Origin of the sequence: uncultured Formosa sp., from assembly GCF_947500765.1 — a bacterium.
Classification (GTDB): Bacteria; Bacteroidota; Bacteroidia; order Flavobacteriales; family Flavobacteriaceae; genus Formosa.
This window is the reverse complement of sequence record NZ_CANMTH010000012.1, coordinates 93,804-112,658: the sequence shown is the minus strand read 5'-3', so window position 1 is coordinate 112,658 and position 18,855 is coordinate 93,804. Positions and strand designations below refer to the sequence as shown.

The 18,855-nt window shown below is 32.2% G+C and carries 12 protein-coding genes; 3 read left to right on the top strand and 9 right to left on the bottom strand.

From position 1 onward, the window contains the following. Nucleotides 1-216 precede the first annotated feature (216 nt). From Q1B05_RS16675 to Q1B05_RS16645, 7 genes are all read right to left on the bottom strand, one after another. Complete coding sequence (locus Q1B05_RS16675) at nt 217-3,132, bottom strand: glycoside hydrolase family 3 N-terminal domain-containing protein (protein ID WP_299782225.1); 2,916 nt, start codon at nt 3,130-3,132, stop codon at nt 217-219. A 38-nt stretch (nt 3,133-3,170) separates the two neighbouring features. Next, nucleotides 3,171-3,995, bottom strand: coding sequence for an N-acetylmuramic acid 6-phosphate etherase (murQ, locus tag Q1B05_RS16670; RefSeq protein ID WP_299782223.1), 825 nt, complete (start codon nt 3,993-3,995; stop codon nt 3,171-3,173). 17 nt (nt 3,996-4,012) lie between these two features. Further along, nucleotides 4,013-5,473, bottom strand: a complete 1,461-nt coding sequence (locus Q1B05_RS16665) for a sodium:solute symporter (protein WP_299782221.1) — start codon at nt 5,471-5,473, stop codon at nt 4,013-4,015. A gap of 64 nt (nt 5,474-5,537) precedes the next feature. Beyond that, complete coding sequence (locus tag Q1B05_RS16660; protein WP_299782219.1) at nt 5,538-6,722, bottom strand: DUF1343 domain-containing protein; 1,185 nt, start codon at nt 6,720-6,722, stop codon at nt 5,538-5,540. Nucleotides 6,723-6,834: 112 nt separating this feature from the next. Further along, nucleotides 6,835-8,181 (bottom strand): RagB/SusD family nutrient uptake outer membrane protein, encoded by a 1,347-nt coding sequence (locus Q1B05_RS16655; RefSeq protein ID WP_299782217.1) that lies wholly within the window; start codon nt 8,179-8,181, stop codon nt 6,835-6,837. Nucleotides 8,182-8,206: 25 nt separating this feature from the next. After that, on the bottom strand, nt 8,207-11,161 hold the full coding sequence (locus Q1B05_RS16650) for a SusC/RagA family TonB-linked outer membrane protein (RefSeq protein ID WP_299782215.1): 2,955 nt from the start codon (nt 11,159-11,161) through the stop codon (nt 8,207-8,209). Nucleotides 11,162-11,345: 184 nt separating this feature from the next. Next, complete coding sequence (locus Q1B05_RS16645; RefSeq protein WP_299782213.1) at nt 11,346-12,452, bottom strand: DUF5009 domain-containing protein; 1,107 nt, start codon at nt 12,450-12,452, stop codon at nt 11,346-11,348. Between the two features lie 167 nt (nt 12,453-12,619). On the opposite strand from Q1B05_RS16645, the gene Q1B05_RS16640 reads away from it, so the two are divergent. Next, nucleotides 12,620-13,369, top strand: a complete 750-nt coding sequence (locus Q1B05_RS16640; protein WP_299782211.1) for a DeoR/GlpR family DNA-binding transcription regulator — start codon at nt 12,620-12,622, stop codon at nt 13,367-13,369. A 246-nt stretch (nt 13,370-13,615) separates the two neighbouring features. Here Q1B05_RS16640 and Q1B05_RS16635 read toward each other — a convergent pair whose 3' ends face one another. Beyond that, entirely contained in the window at nt 13,616-14,206 is a 591-nt protein-coding gene (locus tag Q1B05_RS16635) for a DUF6515 family protein (RefSeq protein ID WP_299782209.1), read from the bottom strand. A gap of 487 nt (nt 14,207-14,693) precedes the next feature. Between Q1B05_RS16635 and Q1B05_RS16630 the strand changes: the two genes are divergently transcribed. Together Q1B05_RS16630 and Q1B05_RS16625 are read left to right on the top strand one after the other, a co-directional pair. Beyond that, a complete protein-coding gene (locus Q1B05_RS16630) occupies nt 14,694-15,881 on the top strand; it encodes a histidinol-phosphate transaminase (RefSeq protein WP_299782207.1) in 1,188 nt (395 codons plus the stop codon). 11 nt (nt 15,882-15,892) lie between these two features. After that, nucleotides 15,893-17,020 carry a permease gene (locus Q1B05_RS16625; protein ID WP_299782205.1) on the top strand — a complete coding sequence of 376 codons (1,128 nt, stop codon included), beginning with the start codon at nt 15,893-15,895 and terminating at the stop codon, nt 17,018-17,020. 92 nt (nt 17,021-17,112) lie between these two features. Here Q1B05_RS16625 and Q1B05_RS16620 read toward each other — a convergent pair whose 3' ends face one another. Then, the gene (locus tag Q1B05_RS16620) at nt 17,113-18,852 is read right to left on the bottom strand and encodes a ribonucleoside-diphosphate reductase subunit alpha (RefSeq protein ID WP_299782203.1); all 1,740 of its coding nucleotides are present in this window, start codon (nt 18,850-18,852) and stop codon (nt 17,113-17,115) included. Nucleotides 18,853-18,855: the final 3 nt, after the last annotated feature.

Sequence of the window (18,855 nt, the reverse complement as noted above, 5' to 3'; positions counted from 1 at the left end):
GGTTGTTTTTGGGATGCTTTAACCTTAATTAAGTCGGCTATTTCTTTTGCTACAGCTTTCGACCCTGAAATAGAATCTTCATATACTACCGTTCCGATGTTCTCGAACCGCTTTTCAAATCCTGTGGCTTTGTCTATACTACTTTTTAGCATGATGTTTTTTTTTGATTGATTATTTATTTCCTTTTAAAATGCTTTCCTATTGAATCTATGAATATTATTCTTTTATAGCTTCATAAATAATATCAAGAATATTTGTTCTTATATTTTGCTCTCCAATCTTATTATTTACCATTGTTGGATATACTCTATTCGATAAAAAGACATATAATATACCAGTATCAGGATCTGCCCATGCAAAAGTTCCTGTAAAGCCTGAATGACCAAAACTATTTTCAGAAGCATATTTACTACTTGCAAATACTTCAGGATCTAGCTGAGGCTTATCGAAACCAAGACCTCTTCTCACACTATCTTTTTCGAAATACCTATGATTAAATTTATGTACGGTTTTCGATTCATAATAACGTTTACCACCATAATATCCGTCTTGCAAATACATTTGCATCATCTTAGCAACATCGTTAGAATTACTAAACAAACCAGCATTACCACTTACACCATTCATCATGGCAGCACCCATATCGTGAACATAACCTTGAAGTAATTGTCCCCTGAAATAATCATCATTTTCTGTAGGTGCAATTTTAGATACATCAAATTTATTTAACGGGTTATACGTTAACGTATTTGCTCCTAGAGGCTTATAAAATTCCTGATTATTTAACACATCCATATCTTCCCCATAAGTATTTTTTATATACTTTTTGAATAAATAAAATAGCAAACCACTATACTTATAACCTCCTTTAATTTCCTGTGGTGCTTCGGCTATTTTTTTATAAATAGAATCTGTGTACGAACTAATTAGGTATAAACCTTCGGCTACTTTAATCGAAAAATCTGGGGTCTTAGTTTTACTATAATATTTACTAAAAGGAATCTTAGTTACAGTATCAATAGTTTCTAAATAATACGGAATCCAAGGTTTAATTTTCGCATTATGAGACAGTGCTTCTTTTAATGTAATGGTATCTTTATTAGAACCTTTTAAATAAGGTAAGAGTTCGCCAAGTGTATTATCTATATTTAGAAGGCCAAGCTCTTCACTTTTCATAATCATAGGAAGACCACCTAGTATTTTAGTTAGTGAAGCTAAATCGTAAAGGTCTGTAACTTTCACTTCTTGCTTTTTATTATAAGTCTGATACCCAAAACTTTTATGATAAATGACTTTTCCATATCTAGCAACTAATACTTGTCCGCCAGGAGCTATGGTAGAATCTACAACTATTTTTGTAATAGAATCTATTTTAGAAAGCCTTTTACTATCCATATCAACTTCTTCTGGAATTGCGTATGAAAGTCTTAATAAATTTGGTGTTGTTATGCCTGTTCCTTCTGAAAACGTATTGTTTATAGAAACGGGTAATTTCCCCTTAATTTCTAATGCTCCAAAAATCATTTGTGCAGAAATTTCTTGTGATATTTCACTATTTTGGTAAGACACCATAACAGCATCTATATTAGAAAAATCTGAAATCTTTAATAGCGTATACGGACTTGCAAAAACATCTAATATCACTTTATTTGTTTTTGAAATTTCTTGCAACCAAGTCAATTCTTCACTAGACATTTTATAACTTTTCCATGGGGTATCATTCGATTTATGAAAACCAACAATAACAGTATTATAAGCCTCTAATTTTTTAAGTAAACTTGAAAGATTTTCATCTGAAACAACATCTACTTCTGTATATTTTTTTAATGTATTTGTAAAGTTAAAATTATCTGAATCTCCTAATTTTACATAAGCAATTTTAGACTCTGCCAAATTTTGAATAGGAAGTGTTGCATCGTTATTTTGTACAAGCGTTACGGCTTCTTTCATTAAAGATCTGTACAACACCTCATCTCTTGGAGTAATAATATCTTCTTTGATATCGACTTCTTTAATTGGAGTAAAATGATTCAGTCCAGCCCAGTATTTAGCGTTTAATATTTTATAAACAGATTCATCTAAACGAGCTTCAGTAATAACATTTGTTTTTAATGCTTGTTTCAGTTTAAAAACAGCAGCTTTTACGTCTTCTGGAATAAGCAACATGTCGTTACCAGCTACAAATGCAGCCAAATCAATATCTCCTGGTTGTGCATAGTTTGCAGCACCTTTCATATTTAAAGCATCTGTAAAAATCAAACCTTTAAAATTCATTTTTTCTTTTAAAAGCCTAGTCACTACATTGTATGAAACAGATGTTGGCACACCTGCTTTAGGCTCTAGGGCAGGCACATTTAAATGTGCAATCATAACACTTGCTAAGTCTGTTTTAAATAACTTTTTGTAAGGATACAATTCAATAGAATCTAAACGATCTAAACTAAAATCTAAATAAGGTAAGGTTTTATGAGAGTCTGTAGAGGTGTCTCCATGACCTGGAAAATGTTTTGCATTTGCTAGTACGCCCATACTTTGCATACCTTTAGTAAACGCTATTGCTTTTTCGGTAACATTATATTTATTCTCTCCAAAAGAACGATTTCCAATAATAGGATTTTCTGGATTTGTATTAATATCGACAACGGGAGCAAAATTAATATGGATACCAACACGTTTACAATGTACTCCTAATTGCTTCCCAAACTCTTCTATTAACATGTTATTTTGTACGGCTCCTAAAGTCATATTCCAAGGATAACGGAATGTGTTTTTTAATCGCATATCCAAGCCCCATTCACCATCGAATCCAATTAATAAAGGAATCTTAGATTTAGACTGATATAGGTTGGTAAGTTTTACCTGTTTTTCGGGAGTACCTTGCATAAAAATAAGTCCGCCAATTTGATACTCTTTTATCATTTTTTTGATAAAATTAGTTTGCTTTTCGTCTCTATTTGAGTAAGCTTGAATCATAAAAAGCTGACCGATTTTCTGATCTAGTGTAAGCGTTTTAAAAACACTATCTACCCACTTTTTTTGATGCTCTGTGTTTTGAGTTTGTAGTGGCTTATGTTGTTGCGCGTAAGTTGACACACACACTAAAAAGACACTAACAATAATTAACTTTTTCATTAAAATTTAGTTTTACTTCTGTACAATTTACACAGAACTTATTTAACGTATGTTGATTTATAAAAATCAAGCGTATCTTTAACGCTTTTATATTCAATCAATAATTTTTTAGCTAGTTTTTCATCGATATTCAACTCATCTACAATCATTTTAACACCTCTATTCACTAATTTTTTATTAGACAATTGCATATTCACCATCTTATTCCCTTTAACCCGACCTAGCTTTATCATTACCGTTGTGGAAATCATATTTAACGCTAATTTCTGTGCAGTTCCAGCTTTCATTCTAGTACTGCCAGTAACGAACTCTGGCCCTACAACCAACTCTATAGGATAGTCTACTTTTAATGACAATGGAGAATCTTGATTACAGGTAACACAACCTGTAATAATATTATTTGCTTTCGCTTTTTCTACGCCACCAATAACATATGGCGTGGTTCCAGAAGCCGCGATACCTACAAGTACATCATTCTGATTAATATTATATTTTTTCAAATCGTTCCAGGCTAAATCGGTATCGTCTTCAGCATTTTCTACTGCTTTTCTAAGTGCAAAATCGCCTCCTGCAATTAGCCCAATAACCCAGTCGTCTGAAACCCCATAAGTTGGCGGGCATTCTGATGCATCTAACACGCCCAATCGTCCGCTTGTTCCTGCCCCGATATAGAACAGTCTGCCTCCTGCTTTCATTTTATCATAAATAACATCTACTAATTTCTCAATAGAAGGCACCGCTTTTTCTAAAGCATAGGGCACTGTTTTATCTTCAGCATTCATATTTGTAAGCAACTCGTTAGTGCTCATTTTTTCCAAATTATTATAGTCTGATGCTTGTTCTGTAGTTAGTTTATTTTTCATTTTCAGCATTTTTCAATTTAATTTATATTTTTTTTATCACGATAAAGGATTAAACATATAACCGTTAAAAAAGCATTAACAAATATGTTCATGAACCCAAAATCGAAATCAAACCAAAGAATAAAATAGTGATTTAAAAGATAGGTTACGATAGGCATAGCAATACATATAAATGGTACTGCTGCATCTTTTATCTTGATTTTAGTAAAAATTCCAAACATATACAGTCCTAATAACGGACCATAGGTATATCCTGCAACTTTAAATATGAGTGAAATTACATTGCCTTTACTTTGTGAAAACACCATAATAATTGTAAAAATGACTACAGAAAAACCTAATAGCACCAGATTTTTTATAGCCTTTTTTTCTTTTGAATTTTTATGTTGAACATCCATAAAATCGTATGTAAATGATGTTGTTAGGGCTGTTAGAGCAGAATCTGCACTTGAAAACGATGCTGCCGTAATTCCTAAAATAAAACTTAAGCTTGCAATTGTTCCAAAATGATTTAAAGACAACATTGGAAATAAGGTATCTGTATTTATAAATTTTCCGTTTTCTACGTCTAATTGTATTCCAAATTTTTCTGCATACATATACAGCATAACACCCAATCCTAAAAACAGAAATTGAGTTACTGCCAGCACCAAACTAAAGGTTAAAATATTACGTTGAGCTTCTTTTTTATTTTTACACGTTAGTGTTTTCTGCATCATGTTTTGATCTAAACCAACCATGGCTACAGCTATTAAAACTCCTGAAATAAACTGTTTAAAAAAGTTGCTTCCTGAATTAAAATCCCAGTTAAAAACTTTAAAATACTCATGATTAATCACTGCAGAAGTTGTTTCTGAAAGACTTAAATTTAAAGCACTTTTAACCACATATATAGTAATACCTACAGAGAGTAATAAGAAAAATGTTTGCAACGTATCTGTCCAAACAATAGTTTTAATTCCAGATTTATGTGTGTAAAGCCAAATAAGAACCAGTATAATAAGTACAGTTACAAAAAATGGAATATGAAAGGCATCAAAAACCGCATATTGTAAAATTTTTGCAGCTAATAAAAGTCTAAGTGCTGCACCAAAAGATTGTGATATTAGAAAAAAAAGTGATCCTGTTTTATAAGATTTAATTCCGAAACGCGATTCTAAATACGTGTATATTGAAACTAATTTTAAATCGTAATAAATTGGTACAAGCACATACGTTATAAACACATACCCAACTACATTACCAAAAACGAATTGTAAATAGTAAAAGTAATTGGTTCCAACCATACCCGGAATAGATACAAAAGTAACTCCTGACAGCACGGCACCAATCATTCCAAAAGCAACGACTTGCCAAGGCGATTTACGATCTCCAGTATAAAAAGAATCGTCGCTTGTATTTTTTGAAACCACATGAGATATTAGAAGTAATACTCCAAAATACGCTGCTATAATTATTAAGATAAGTGTTGCGCTCATGTATATAATTTGATTAAAATAATTATCCTAGCTTACTTTTTTAAGATTAAGAGAAAAGACTTCATTAATAAATCTTAATATCGTGTAGTTGCTTTTTATATATTTTTAAGTCTTCAAAAGCATCTAAAGCTTCAATAGAGCTATTGTTAACCACCCAATGTCTCAATTTATCTGTACCGTTAATAAGATCTATCGGATGTTGATTATAATTATATTCATAAGGCGGTAGCTTCCAATCAAAATTATCTCCTAAATAATGATACAACTCTCTCATTAATAACTGCCCTGCACGCCAAGGCTTATAAATAGATTTATTTGTAACATGAATTTGAATACCGCCACAAACCTTACCACCTTGTTTTTGAAACGTAGGCAAAAACGTAATTGGCCTGTATTTGAAACCTTCTAATTTTGATTGTTTCATAGCTTCAGAAAGCACATTCTCATAGAACGAAAAAGGTTCTATTTTTGGATGACCAACAACCTCTAAAGATTGTGTAGTACCACGACCTTCACTTAAAGTTGTCCCTTCAAACAAAACAGTTGCAGGAAACGTATAAGAACTTTCTATTCTTGCCAAGTTAGGAGACGGTAATAACCAGGGTAGTTGGGTATCTTCATAAAACATATTCCTATCCCAATTAAGCATTTTTATAACTTTTAAATTTGCTTTCTCTTTAACCCAAAATTTTTGATGCATTAAAGCAACTTCTCCAATTGTCATACCATGACGCATTGGTATAGGGTGCCTTCCTACAAAAGATTCAAAATCTAAATCGAGTATATTACCTTCTATATCGATACCATTTATTGGATTTGGACGATCTAACACAATAATTTCTATTGGTTTTGAAGCACACTTTTCTAATAAATATGTTAAGGTATAAATGTAAGTATATACTCGGCAGCCTACATCTTGCAAGTCTACAAATAAATGATCTACACCTTGAAGCATCTCATCTGTAGGAATGCGTGTTTCTGAATACAAAGAATACACTGGTATTTTAAAAAAAGGATGAATAACATGATCCGTTTCTACCATATTATCTTGCACATCTGTAGAAAAACCATGCTGTGGTCCAAATAATTTAACAAACCGTTCTTGGAATGCTATTTTAAAACCTAATGCAGCATGAGTATATGTTGAATCTATAGAGGCATTATGGCAAAGTAAAGCAATATTCCCCTTAAATGTTTCTTGAAGTTTCTTATCATTTAACAATACATCTAAACCTGTTTGTACTTTCATAATAATTATTTAAATTATATAATATGCTTGTATCTTTTTTAATTCTACAAAGGGCAACACTCTTGTTACCCTTTATAAAATTAACTAAATAAAAAAATCAAACTTTACTCTTTTATATAGTAGGGTCTGCAGGGGTATTAGGGTTATTTTCTCTTTCTGTACTTGGATAAGGGTAATAATTTCTATTTCTTTCATTTGTTGTATTTGCTTCTAAAGGCACATCAAAATCTGGATGAAATCTTTTACTATCTCCAAACCTTAATCCTGTAAGAAATAACTCAACACTTCTATTTATATATATTTCTTCTAGAATAGCATCAGCATTAGACTCATCTCCAGACCAGGCCGGAAGATTTGCATTTACACCTAAAGGATCGTTTGTTTTTTGTCTTACAAGGTTTAATTGAGTTACTGCATTATCTAATTGATTTAATCGAGCATATGCTTCTGCTTTATTAAGCATCATTTCTCCAGGAAGATAAATTGGAATTGGAGCTGTACTAGAATCGAAAAAACCAAGCATCTCACTAAGCGCTTGTCCACCAGCATCTTCATTTGCAAACCCAGCATCTGCACCTAAATAAAAATCTATTCTACCATCTTCTTCTTCTGGAATATAATCTCCTGTTAATCCAAAATTTGATTGCGGATTTAAATCGGCAGAATTAACTGTTCTATTCCAAATAGGGTTTTCATTATTAGCATCGTATATCCACATAGAGTTTGTCGTGTCGCTAGAATTTAAGACTGCATCTGCAGATATTATTGACTCTGCATAATTACCAGCCATTAATTGATATCTAGATAAAAACGCATTAATAGTTTTCTCTAAACTCATATCTGACCACAATACTGTTGTTTCAAAATCATCAGACATTGGTTCTGAAGCCAACTCATTTCTAGCCTCTTCTAATAATAGAATACACTCAGACAATACAGTAGCTTTATCGCTAAATACAGCTGCTCCATCTGCAGAATTATCTATTGGTACCTGTTCAAACATTTCAATTAATGACCCAAGACACATGGCTTTTATTAAATTCCCATAAGCCAATAAACCACTTCGCGTACCTGCATTAAGTTCTACTGTATTTGTGCCTTCAATTAATGATTCAGCCATTCCTTTAGTTTTCAAAAGATATGTCCAAGGATTTGTAATTCCTCCACTTTCAGATGGCAATTCAGCACCTCCTTTAGCTAATTCATTAATATTTAGAAAGGTATTGGTAACCCCTAACTCTCTAGTTGTAATACCTGGCGCCTCTATAACTTGTCTTAACGCAGTTACAGAGTAATATTGTCTAATTCCTGTAGCCAAAGCAAAAAGGCCTTCTTTTGTTCCTAAAACAACATCTTCTGTTGGATTATTTGGATTCTCGAACTCAGTATCGCAAGCTGTAAACAAACCACTACTAAGAAGAATAACTCCAATTATTGTATATATTTTTATATTTTTCATCTTTTATTATTTTTTGTTTACACGTTTAAAAAGTAGCAACTACACCAAATTTTATAACTCTAGGAATAGGTACTAACCCCATAACACCTCCACGAGAACCATTACTTTGTCCATCCATATTTACTTCTGGATCGTGACCAGAAAAACTATCAATAGAAAGTAAATTACGTCCTGTTAATGTAAATCTTACACTATCTACTCCTTGTAAAGGATCTTTTAATAAATAAGATGTTGATAACTCACGAAGCTTAATATAAGACCCATCTTCTATATAGGATTCTGCGATACTAAAATTAGCTGCCCCAGTTCCTCTAACACTCTCTCCTCTTAATTCTTTAGCGGTTTGTTCTCCACCTCCAAAACGATATAACATACGTGTATCCCAACTTAATAAATCGACACCTTGAACGGCATCAAACTGCATTCTAAAAGAAAAGTTTTTATATCTAAATTCATTTGTTAAAGACGCTATAAAGTCTGGATTTGGATCGCCAATAACCTTACTTAAATTCGATCCACTAGGTTGTCCAGAGGCATCTCTTCCTGCGACAGGATTACCATCTGCATCGTACGATCCTTTTTCTCTTTGCGGAAGACCACCTTCTGTTAAAAGCAAGCTTCCATCTTCATTTCTTGCGTAGTATCCTTGATAAAAAACACCCAATGCCTCACCATTTTTAGCAACTGAGAAATCAAAGTTTCCAATACTAAACTGATCTCCTTCTATATCATTCACTTCATTTTTATTAGTAGAAAAAGTTCCCGTAACAGTCCAGCTAAAATCGTTCGTTTGTATAGGCGTTGCAGTAATTAATGCTTCAAACCCACTATTTGTCATAGTTCCGATATTCTCGACTCTAGATCCAAACCCTGTTGAAGGAGATAACGTTCTAGCCAATAATAAGTCTTCAATATTTTGTTTATAATAAGTAAGCTCTACCCCTATTCTATTATTAAATAATCCCATATCAATACCAAACTCTAATTCTGTTTGTCTTTCTGGTTTAAGATCTGCATTCCCTAATTCGGTTGGTGCTATTAAACCAGAAGTTCCATCGATACTAACAGCCGAATAATTTGACAATCTATCGAATGGTCCTATAGCAGTAAGGTTACCTGCCTGTCCCCAAGCTGCTCTAACTTTAAAACTATTAAGTGCACTACCAAAAGTATTATCCCAAAAATCTTCTTCAGAAACCAGATACGACATACTTGTTTTTGGATACCATTGATTTCTTTCATCTTCACCAAAAACTGAAGAACCATCTAGCCTAATAGCTCCTGTAACGAAAAGCTTATCTTTAAAACCAAATGTTTGCTGTAAAAAACCTCCCCAAAAAGAACGTTCACTTCTACTTTCATTAGTACTAATAGATGCAGATCCGTTGGTTGTTTTTACACCTAAAGCTAATCCCGTTCCTGAAATTGAACTTAAGTTAGTTTCATCTGCTTGCCATGAAAACCCTGTTGTAGTTGTTGATGATAAAACATCATTTAAATCTAAATTATAAGACCCGTTTAAATCACTATTAAATTGAGTTGTCGCAATTGTTGTTGTACTAGCACTACCTAATTCAATAGTAGTAGTTCCAATTGGGATATAAGTATTTCCTGTAGATTCTGAATTATCGTAACCTAAAACGTAGTTTACTTTAAGTCCATCTACTGGCTTTAACGTTATTTGTAAATCACTAATATTTCTATTACTCTTCTGAGTGAAATCGAAAGTATCAATGTATTCTAATATATTAGGATAAAAGGTCATTGTTGGATAATTTCCATCTTCATCGGGTCTAGGGTCTATCGAATTATCTGAAAATAAAATTGTAGGCAACACACCCGCAACATAACCTCCGTTTGGTTGATCCTGACTCTTACTTGTAGAAAAATAGGTCCCAAAAGAAGCCGATATCCAGTCGTTTACAACTTGATTTACTCTAATTCTTCCTGATTGTCTTTGATAATTTGTGCTTTTAAGAATCCCATCGTTCTTTAGATAAGAAAACGACCCGAAATAATTAGTATTTCCTTTTCCTCCAGACATAGACACATAATTATCTGTCCCTATAGAATTTTCAAACACCATATCTTGATAATCATATCGTGTGGCTGCGACCTTATCTAACACCGTAATATCTGACGATGCCCATGTAAAAGGCTCATCATTATATTCACGTTTTTTTCTCAAAGAATTAAAATTCACACTTGAAGAAATGGTAATAACAGGCTCTCCAGACTGTCCCTTCTTAGTAAAAATTTGAACAACACCATTACTTGCTCTAGATCCATATATAGCTGCGGCTGCCGCTCCTTTAATAACTTCTATCCTATCAATATCTTGCGGACTAATATCTGACATTCTGTTTTGAACAACACTCGTAGATCCTAAAACATCTGTAGAGTTATTATTAACAATAACACCATCTATTATATACAAAGGATCTGAACTACCGTTAACTGTACTAGAACTTCTTAATCTAACACTTATTCCACCTGCAGGATCTCCTGAATTCTGTGACACTTGAATACCTGCTAATTTTCCAGAAAGGGCACCTGTTATATCTACAGAACCAGCTTGCGAAATCTCGCCACCTTTAATACTAGAGATGGTATTACCTAATTGTCTTTTTTGTGTTAATGCACCTGCACCCGTAATAACAACTTGATCTAACCCTAGAATATCCATAGTCATCTCAACATCTTTAACCACATTGGTTTGATTCCCTAAAATCATTTTTACTTCTTGAGTAGATAAACCTAATAATCTAAAGACTAACGTATATTCGCCTGGCTCTAAACTAGCTTTTAACTCATAGTTTCCATCAAAATCAGAAATAGCTCCCTGATTCGTATTTTTAAGCTGAACCGTGACACCTGTCGCAGGACTTCCTAAATTGTCTTTCACACTACCTTTTAAGGTATAAAGTGTCTGGCTTTGCAATCCAAACCCAAACAACATAAACAGCGAAAAGCTTATCATAAATTTGGCTCTCTTAAGAAAAGAGAAAAGGGTGTTCGTTTTTTTCATAAGGACTAAGGTATTAGTTATTGCACTAAAAGTAGAAAAATTATGCAATAATCAATCATTTTTCATGCATAATATTGCAAGTTTTAACAAAAAACCCAATAAAATCGCTTATCTACACAAAAAATCTTATTAAAAACTATATTTTTACAAATATTTTATTTCTATATAAGAGATAACATATTGACCAAAATATAATAATATGAGTTAAAGCAAACATTAATGATCCATTCATATTACCTAACATGGGAGCAAACACCTCATTATACAGATACTTATAAGCAGATACTTTATTTCCAGAAGACACCGGTATCTTAATTAAGTAATTAATCGTTTTTATATACAATCCAGATAAAACAAATATAAATAAGGGATTAGTCCCAAAATGAACAAAAGGCCTAGACCACACACTAACCCCCTTTAAATCAATAATAAACATTAATAAAGCCAAAAGAATAGCACACAGACCTGCTGTAAAAAGCACATACGAACTTGTCCACAACGCTTTATTTATAGGAAGAACAAAATTCCACATGATTCCTAAAAGCACGAATAAAGATCCGTACAATAATAACTTTCTAACTTTAAACACTAACGACTCCTTTTCGGCTACAATTTGACCTATTAAAAACCCAAGGATAACCGTTCCTACGGCTGGAATAGCAGACAATAATCCTTCCGGATCAAACGGAACACCAAAGCCTTTATAGATGTGATTTTTACCAAATAAAAACACATCAAATGTTCTAACCACATTATTTTGTAAAGAATATGGATTTGATGCTGCACCAAAAAAAAGTAACGCCCAATACCCTAACAAAATAACAGCTAGAACAATTAACAAATTTCTTCTTTTAAAACTTAAACAAAGTATGGCTCCAATTCCATAAGCAATAGCAATACGTTGAAGCACACCCATAACTCGCACATTATCAAAATCGAAAAACGGAAAAAGATTTAGCACAAACCCTAAGAGAAATATAACAACACTCCGTTTTAGAATCTTTAAAGTATTTGTTATAGACAATGTTATTCCATATTTAGAAAAAGAGAACCAAATAGATATACCTACAATACATAAGAAAAAAGGAAAGACCAAATCTGTTGGCGTACAACCATGCCAAGCTGCATGTCTTAACGGGGCATACACATAACTCCAACTCCCTGGAGTATTTACCAAAATCATAAAAGAGATTGTAATTCCCCTTAAAACATCTAAAGAAATGAGCCTATTTGAACTTAACATAATTTTAAATTGTTTGTTAAAAATTAGCTAATACGTTCAAATATATTTATTTTTTAAAAACATTTGCACGTTTAAGAACTAAAACATGCAAAATAATGCGTATTTTAACACCCCCTATTTTATACAGCTAATTTTAAATTAATCTTATTTTTGAAAAAATTATTTACATGAAGAAAAAGGAGAGACAACAAAAAGTGATTGATGAAGTAAGCATAAACCGGAAGGTGAGTTCTAGTTTTTTATCAGAAAAACTTAATGTTTCTGAAGATACAATAAGACGAGATATTAAAGAATTACATGATAAAGGTATAATTACAAAAGTTCACGGGGGAGCAATATCTAACATCCAAAAGCTTTACCATTATAACGAAGATGTTATATATAATAGAGAGAATAAAATTCGTATTGCACAAAAAGCAATTTCTCTTATAGAGGATAACATGGTTATTATTATTAGCGGTGGTACTACTAATTTAATGCTCGCAAAGCTACTTCCTAAAAACTTAAAACTAACGGTTTACACCTACAGTCTTCCTCTGGCCATGCAATTAACAGAACACCCTTTAGTTGAAACTATTTTTATTGGCGGTAAAATTCACAGAAGCTCAATGGTTACTATTGGGATTGATGTTATTCAATACTTATCTAACATTAGAGCTAACATTTGTTTTATGGGAGTAAGCGGACTAGATATTGAAACAGGAATTACTGAAGATGGGTACGAAGTTTCTTTAATAAAAAAAGCAATGATAAAATCTTCCGAGCACATTGTATATTTAACAACGTCTAATAAATTAAATTTAAGACAAGGATATGATGTTTGTAATCTTAAAGAAATTGATACTGTTGTAACAGATTTAGACATAGAAGATCCAAAACTTAAACAGTATATTTCTGCTGGAATAAACATATTATAAAGAAAAATATTAATACTTAAACTCGCTACATAAAAGAAAACTACTTAATCAAATTTATTAACACCTCCCAAATCCTTTTTAACAAAGCAATTCTAAATTATTAAAACATTGAACATTAAATCATAAACACAGCATTTAAAACAAAAAAATATCAAAGATAAATCCTTGATATTTTTTTACACAACATTTAAGAGGTTGCAAACTCAAACTTTCAATAATCAAATCACTGAAACAGTTTTATTTAAATTAGTCGATTTCAATAATCCCAACAACCTCATAAGCTCTTGTATCATTAACCTGTACTTTTTCATATAATACATTAGCATACTCGTAATACGACAAGCCATCAACAACTACTTTTTCATAGCCATCTGGGAGATCGTAAACTATAGTACCAACCTCTGGATCTACAACTTCATATTGATTATTAATTTCTATATAAAAAACACCATTAGCATTAAAATAGTTATGCGTATCATATTGTATTCTTTTATAACTAGGAGGCAATACTTTTATTCTAAAACCTACTTTTGGAGCAATAGGAACATAACGCCCTCTAGACTGTGTGTAAAATTTATTATTTGAGTAATAATAATTTTCACCATTGTGTTTAAGTACTGTTTTATTAGGTATCTGTCTTACAGAAACCACCTTTCGCGATTCTCTTTTATAAGTAACCTTACTGCTAGGCACCTTTCTAACATTATTTTTCACAATTACTGTGGTTTTTGAAGACTTACTCTTAGATGTCGTTTTTTTGGTTTGCGAAAACCCCTGAGTCGTAATAGCCATTAAAAAGAATAACGGCATGAAATAAAATTTAATAAATGATTTCATAATTTATAATATTTTAGATTAATGTCTTTTTGTAATTAGACACTCACCAAACTCAATAGTTTAGCCCATTTTTATTCTTTCAAAAAACATTAACAAAACAACTTCTAAGTATAAAAACACAAAACACTACAAATAAATAGATTACAAAAAAAGACAAAATTTTTTTTAAAGCATTTTAACATTATAAACCATGAAGAATTCGGTTAAAGCCAAACAACCTATTTGTTTTCACACATTTTATTAATAACTGTACACACACAAAAATCGTTATACAAACAGATTCTCATCATTAAAACAGCCTTACACTAAACTAAAAGCTTTAAAAATTTCTCAATTTGACTTTGATTTTTAATACAAATATTAAAAAATCATCATATATTCAATTAAATCTACAATTCACCTCATTTTTTAATCTTAAAAACAAATTTTAACATTTTTAAATCAATTAAAACTCTAATTTTAATGAAAAAATTAAAGATTTATCAAAATGAGCTCATCACATATTAGCAGAAGAAATTGGTTAAAAAGAGGAAGTTTAACAATGGCTGGCCTTGCATTCATGCCCACAGAAATATGGGCAAAATCTGTAGAAACTGCCCAACAAAAAGATTCTACATTTATATTTGACACCAGTAATACTTTTAACGAATTCACACCACCAATTATAGATGAAGTAAAAATAAAAGCAAGACTCTTAGCAAATGAAAACCCCTATGGACCGCCACCATTAGCAGCTAAAGCTTTTCAAGACGAAGTTTTCACAGGAAATCGTTATGGTTGGGAAACATTAAATACTTTGATTGATATTATCGCAAAAAAAGAAGGCGTTAAACCAGAAAATATTTTAATGGCTCCTGGATCTTCAGATATTTTAGAAAAAGTAGCCATGGTGTTTTTCCAAAAGGGAGGAGATGTTATAAGTGCAGACCCAAGCTATATGTCCTTAATTAATGTATCTAAATCTGTTGGTGGAAAATGGAAATCTTATAAGTTATTAGCAGACGCACAACATGATCTTGCAGCAATGGAAGCCGCTGTAAACGAAAACACAAAATTAGTTTACATATGCAACCCTAACAACCCAACAGGATCTATAACAGACGCTAAAGCTTTAAAGGCATTTTGTAATCGAGTATCTGAAAAAGTTCCTGTTTTTGTAGATGAAGCCTATATTGATTTATCTGACAATGGATTAAGCGACAGTATGGTGAATCTAGTTGCTCAAGGAAAAAATGTAATGGTAGCACGTACATTTTCTAAAATACACGGTATGGCTGGATTACGCATAGGTTACTTGGTAGCAAAACCAGAAACACTAGAGAGAATAAATGCAATAACTCGAGGCGGAATGGGTATTACCGGACCTTCAATTATGGCTGCAACAACGAGTTTACAAGGCCAAGAATTTTTAGACATGTCTAAGTCTAAAATAGCAGAAACAAGAGACTACACTAAAAAACATTTAGATAAAAAAGGGTTACCATATCTACCTTCTCAAACCAATTTTATAATATTTGAAATCCCTATGGAAGGAAAACCTTTCTTAAAAGAAATGTACGACAGAGGCATTGGAGTTCGTGCGTTCAATTTCTGGGATAAAAACTGGTGTCGCGTAAGTATGGGCACCATGGATGAAATGAAATTATTCACCGAAGCCTTAGACCAAGTTATATAAGTATTTGTACTATGACAGAAGCACATGTAAAAGCGTTCTCTTTTATTACCTTTATCCTTTTAGGGTTTCTTATCAAAAAGAAATTCACCTCTAAGGACGAAACCAACGGATTAAAAAAGATCATTCTTTTACTAGCTTTACCTGCAACCATTTTTATTGCTTTATTACAAGTTAATTTAAACACAGAGCTATTAATTTTACCTTTAATAGCTTTAGGTTTTAATGGATTTCTATTCCTATTAACACCTCTCTTTTTAAATATTGCGGGAATAACAGATACGTCTACTAGAAACACAGCAAAATTACTATTACCATCTCTAGCACCTGGACTATCTTGTTTTCCGTTTATATTAGAATTTCTAGGGCCAACGTATTTAGGTAAAGCTGCTATGTCTGATTTGGGAAATAAGTTTTTTGTATTATTTATACTTTACATGATTGCTATTTCTTGGTATTATAAAAACCAAACAAGTAAACCGGAACCAATAAGCACAAAGTTAAAAGCGCTAGGTAAAGTGATGCTTTTAGAACCCGTAAACATTTTTATTCTTGTTGCTTTAATCTTTGTATTTTCAGGAATACACATGTCTAATTTACCACTATTTATTCAGGATAATTTAACCCGACTGAGTAGTATAATGACACCTTTAGTTCTATTATTTATAGGACTTGCTGTTGTAATTAAAAAAAAACAAATTGCTCAAATATTCTCATTATTAATGTTGAAAAATGGTGTTACACTTTTAATAATTGGAAGTATTATTACCGTAGCACCAATTTTTGCTTCTAACGATATTCTATTGATGCTTGTTTTCGGACTAAGTGCTTGTAGCTTTTGGCCTTTTGCACACATTTCTAGCATTGCCGCAAAAGAAATAGATGCTCCTAAAAATAAAAAAACATTTCATGTAGATTTTGCACTATCTATTCTAGCTCTGTCTTTACCGCTTTCTGTATTACTTATTTTAGGTATTTTAACTGCAGGAACCACATTTACTAAGGCTCCAAACATATTAATATTTGCCTGTGTTATTCTTGGCCTAGGATTAATTTTACCTGCTTACAATTGGTTAAAAAAAGAAAAAACATTTACTACAAACATTACAAAACTAACCAGCATTCTTGTGAAAAATAAATAACATCACAATTAAAAAAAAGTAACACCCTATAAAAAAACCTCATATTAAATTAACATGAGGTTTTTTATTTAAATATATATTACAAGACCAGATTAAGCTTCGCAGCTTGCACAATCTTTCTTTTGCTTAAACTTTTGAGCTGCATTCATACTATGTTGATAGTACAACGATTTTAGCCCTAATTTCCAAGCATTAATATGAATTTTATTAATATCTTTTGTAGGCATATCTGGGTGTACAATAATATTTAACGACTGCCCTTGATCGATATGATTTTGTCTATTAGCCGCCTGATAAATAATATCCATTTGATCTATTTCTGAATACGTTTTAAAAACAGCTCTTTCGTCTTCGGTTAAGAAATCTAAATGTTGAACAGAACCATCTCTACCACGAATATCGTTCCAAACTTCATGTGTATTCATACCCTTTTCTTCTAAAAGCTTAACCAAATACGGGTTCTTTATGGTTGTTTTTATTTTAGCAATATCTTTTACATAAATATTAGACCAAATAGGCTCTATACCTTGAGACACTTGTCCTAAAATAAATGCAGAAGATGTAGTAGGTGCAATAGCATTTAAAGTTGTATTTCTTCTACCATAACCTTTAAGAATCTCAGGCTCTCCCAGTGTTTTTGCAAGCGTTTCTGAAGCAACATAAGAACGTTCCTTTATGGTTTTAAATATTTCACTATTTAAATTAAACGCTTCCTGACTACTAAAAGATAAAGATTTAGACTGCAATAACGAATGCCAACCTAAAACACCCAAACCTAATGCTCTGTTTTCTTTAGCAAAGTTATAAGCGCGTTCCATAAATAAGAATGTTTGACGATCTTCTCTATCTTTAGAATCTCTGTAAGACTCTAACTTCTCAATAAATTCTGAAATTACAGCATCTAAGAAGTAAACCATAGTTTCTACGGCATCAGTATCTTTCCACTGATCGTAGTTTAATAAGTTTATACTAGATAACACACAAACAAAAGACCAATCTTCGTTAGAAGGCAACATGATTTCTGTACATAAATTACTAGCGTAAATAGGATGATCTTTATCCTTATACACATCTACAGTACCATTATTAGCATTGTCGGTGAAGAAAATATATGGATACCCCATTTCTCCTCTACTCTGCAATACTTTTGCCCAAACTGTTCTTTTTTCAACATCGCCGGCAATCATTTCTTCCATCCAAGCATTGGTAACGGTTACTCCATGGGTTAATTCCTGTATAGCATTTCCTTCAGACCCTATTTCTAAGAACTCCATAATATCTTTATGGTCGATTGGTAAATACGGAGAAAAACGCCCACGACGCACAGACCCCTGACTTACAACATCTACCATAGATTCAAAAAGTCTCATAATATGTACAGCTCCAGAAGCTGTACCATTATTCTTAACAGCAGCTCCCCTATGACGAATTTTACCAAAATACCCAGAAGTACCACCTCCAAGCTTAGACATCATTCCGATTTCAGATTGCGTAAAGAGGATATTCCCCATATCATCGTCTATATGCGACCCGAAACAGCTAATTGGCAAACCTCTTTTTTGACCAAAATTTGACCAAATTGGAGACGCTAACGAATAAAAACCTTGAGACATATAGCCGTAAAATTTATCGCTAAACCCTGGCATTTTTAATATATTCTCAGCTCTATCTGCTATTTCTCTTATACGCAATTCAGGAGTTACACCTTCTGTAAGGTATCCTGATTCTAAAAATTTACGACTATTTTCGTTTAACCACGCAAACGCTTCTTGTTTCACACTAGTTTCTTCCAAAGTATGCTCTAATTTTTGATTATAAGTTTTGTTTTCCATGTA

Bases quoted from the DNA above. Each gene is read 5' to 3' on its own strand.
- Q1B05_RS16655 (WP_299782217.1), bottom strand. From the start codon at position 8,181: ATGAAAAATATAAAAATATATACAATAATTGGAGTTATTCTTCTTAGT.
- murQ (WP_299782223.1), bottom strand. From the start codon at position 3,995: ATGAAAAATAAACTAACTACAGAACAAGCATCAGACTATAATAATTTG.
- Q1B05_RS16665 (WP_299782221.1), bottom strand. From the start codon at position 5,473: ATGAGCGCAACACTTATCTTAATAATTATAGCAGCGTATTTTGGAGTA.
- Q1B05_RS16645 (WP_299782213.1), bottom strand. From the start codon at position 12,452: ATGTTAAGTTCAAATAGGCTCATTTCTTTAGATGTTTTAAGGGGAATT.
- Q1B05_RS16650 (WP_299782215.1), bottom strand. From the start codon at position 11,161: ATGATAAGCTTTTCGCTGTTTATGTTGTTTGGGTTTGGATTGCAAAGC.
- Q1B05_RS16620 (WP_299782203.1), bottom strand. From the start codon at position 18,852: ATGGAAAACAAAACTTATAATCAAAAATTAGAGCATACTTTGGAAGAA.
- Q1B05_RS16675 (WP_299782225.1), bottom strand. From the start codon at position 3,132: ATGAAAAAGTTAATTATTGTTAGTGTCTTTTTAGTGTGTGTGTCAACT.
- Q1B05_RS16625 (WP_299782205.1), top strand. From the start codon at position 15,893: ATGACAGAAGCACATGTAAAAGCGTTCTCTTTTATTACCTTTATCCTT.
- Q1B05_RS16635 (WP_299782209.1), bottom strand. From the start codon at position 14,206: ATGAAATCATTTATTAAATTTTATTTCATGCCGTTATTCTTTTTAATG.
- Q1B05_RS16630 (WP_299782207.1), top strand. From the start codon at position 14,694: ATGAGCTCATCACATATTAGCAGAAGAAATTGGTTAAAAAGAGGAAGT.
- Q1B05_RS16660 (WP_299782219.1), bottom strand. From the start codon at position 6,722: ATGAAAGTACAAACAGGTTTAGATGTATTGTTAAATGATAAGAAACTT.
- Q1B05_RS16640 (WP_299782211.1), top strand. From the start codon at position 12,620: ATGAAGAAAAAGGAGAGACAACAAAAAGTGATTGATGAAGTAAGCATA.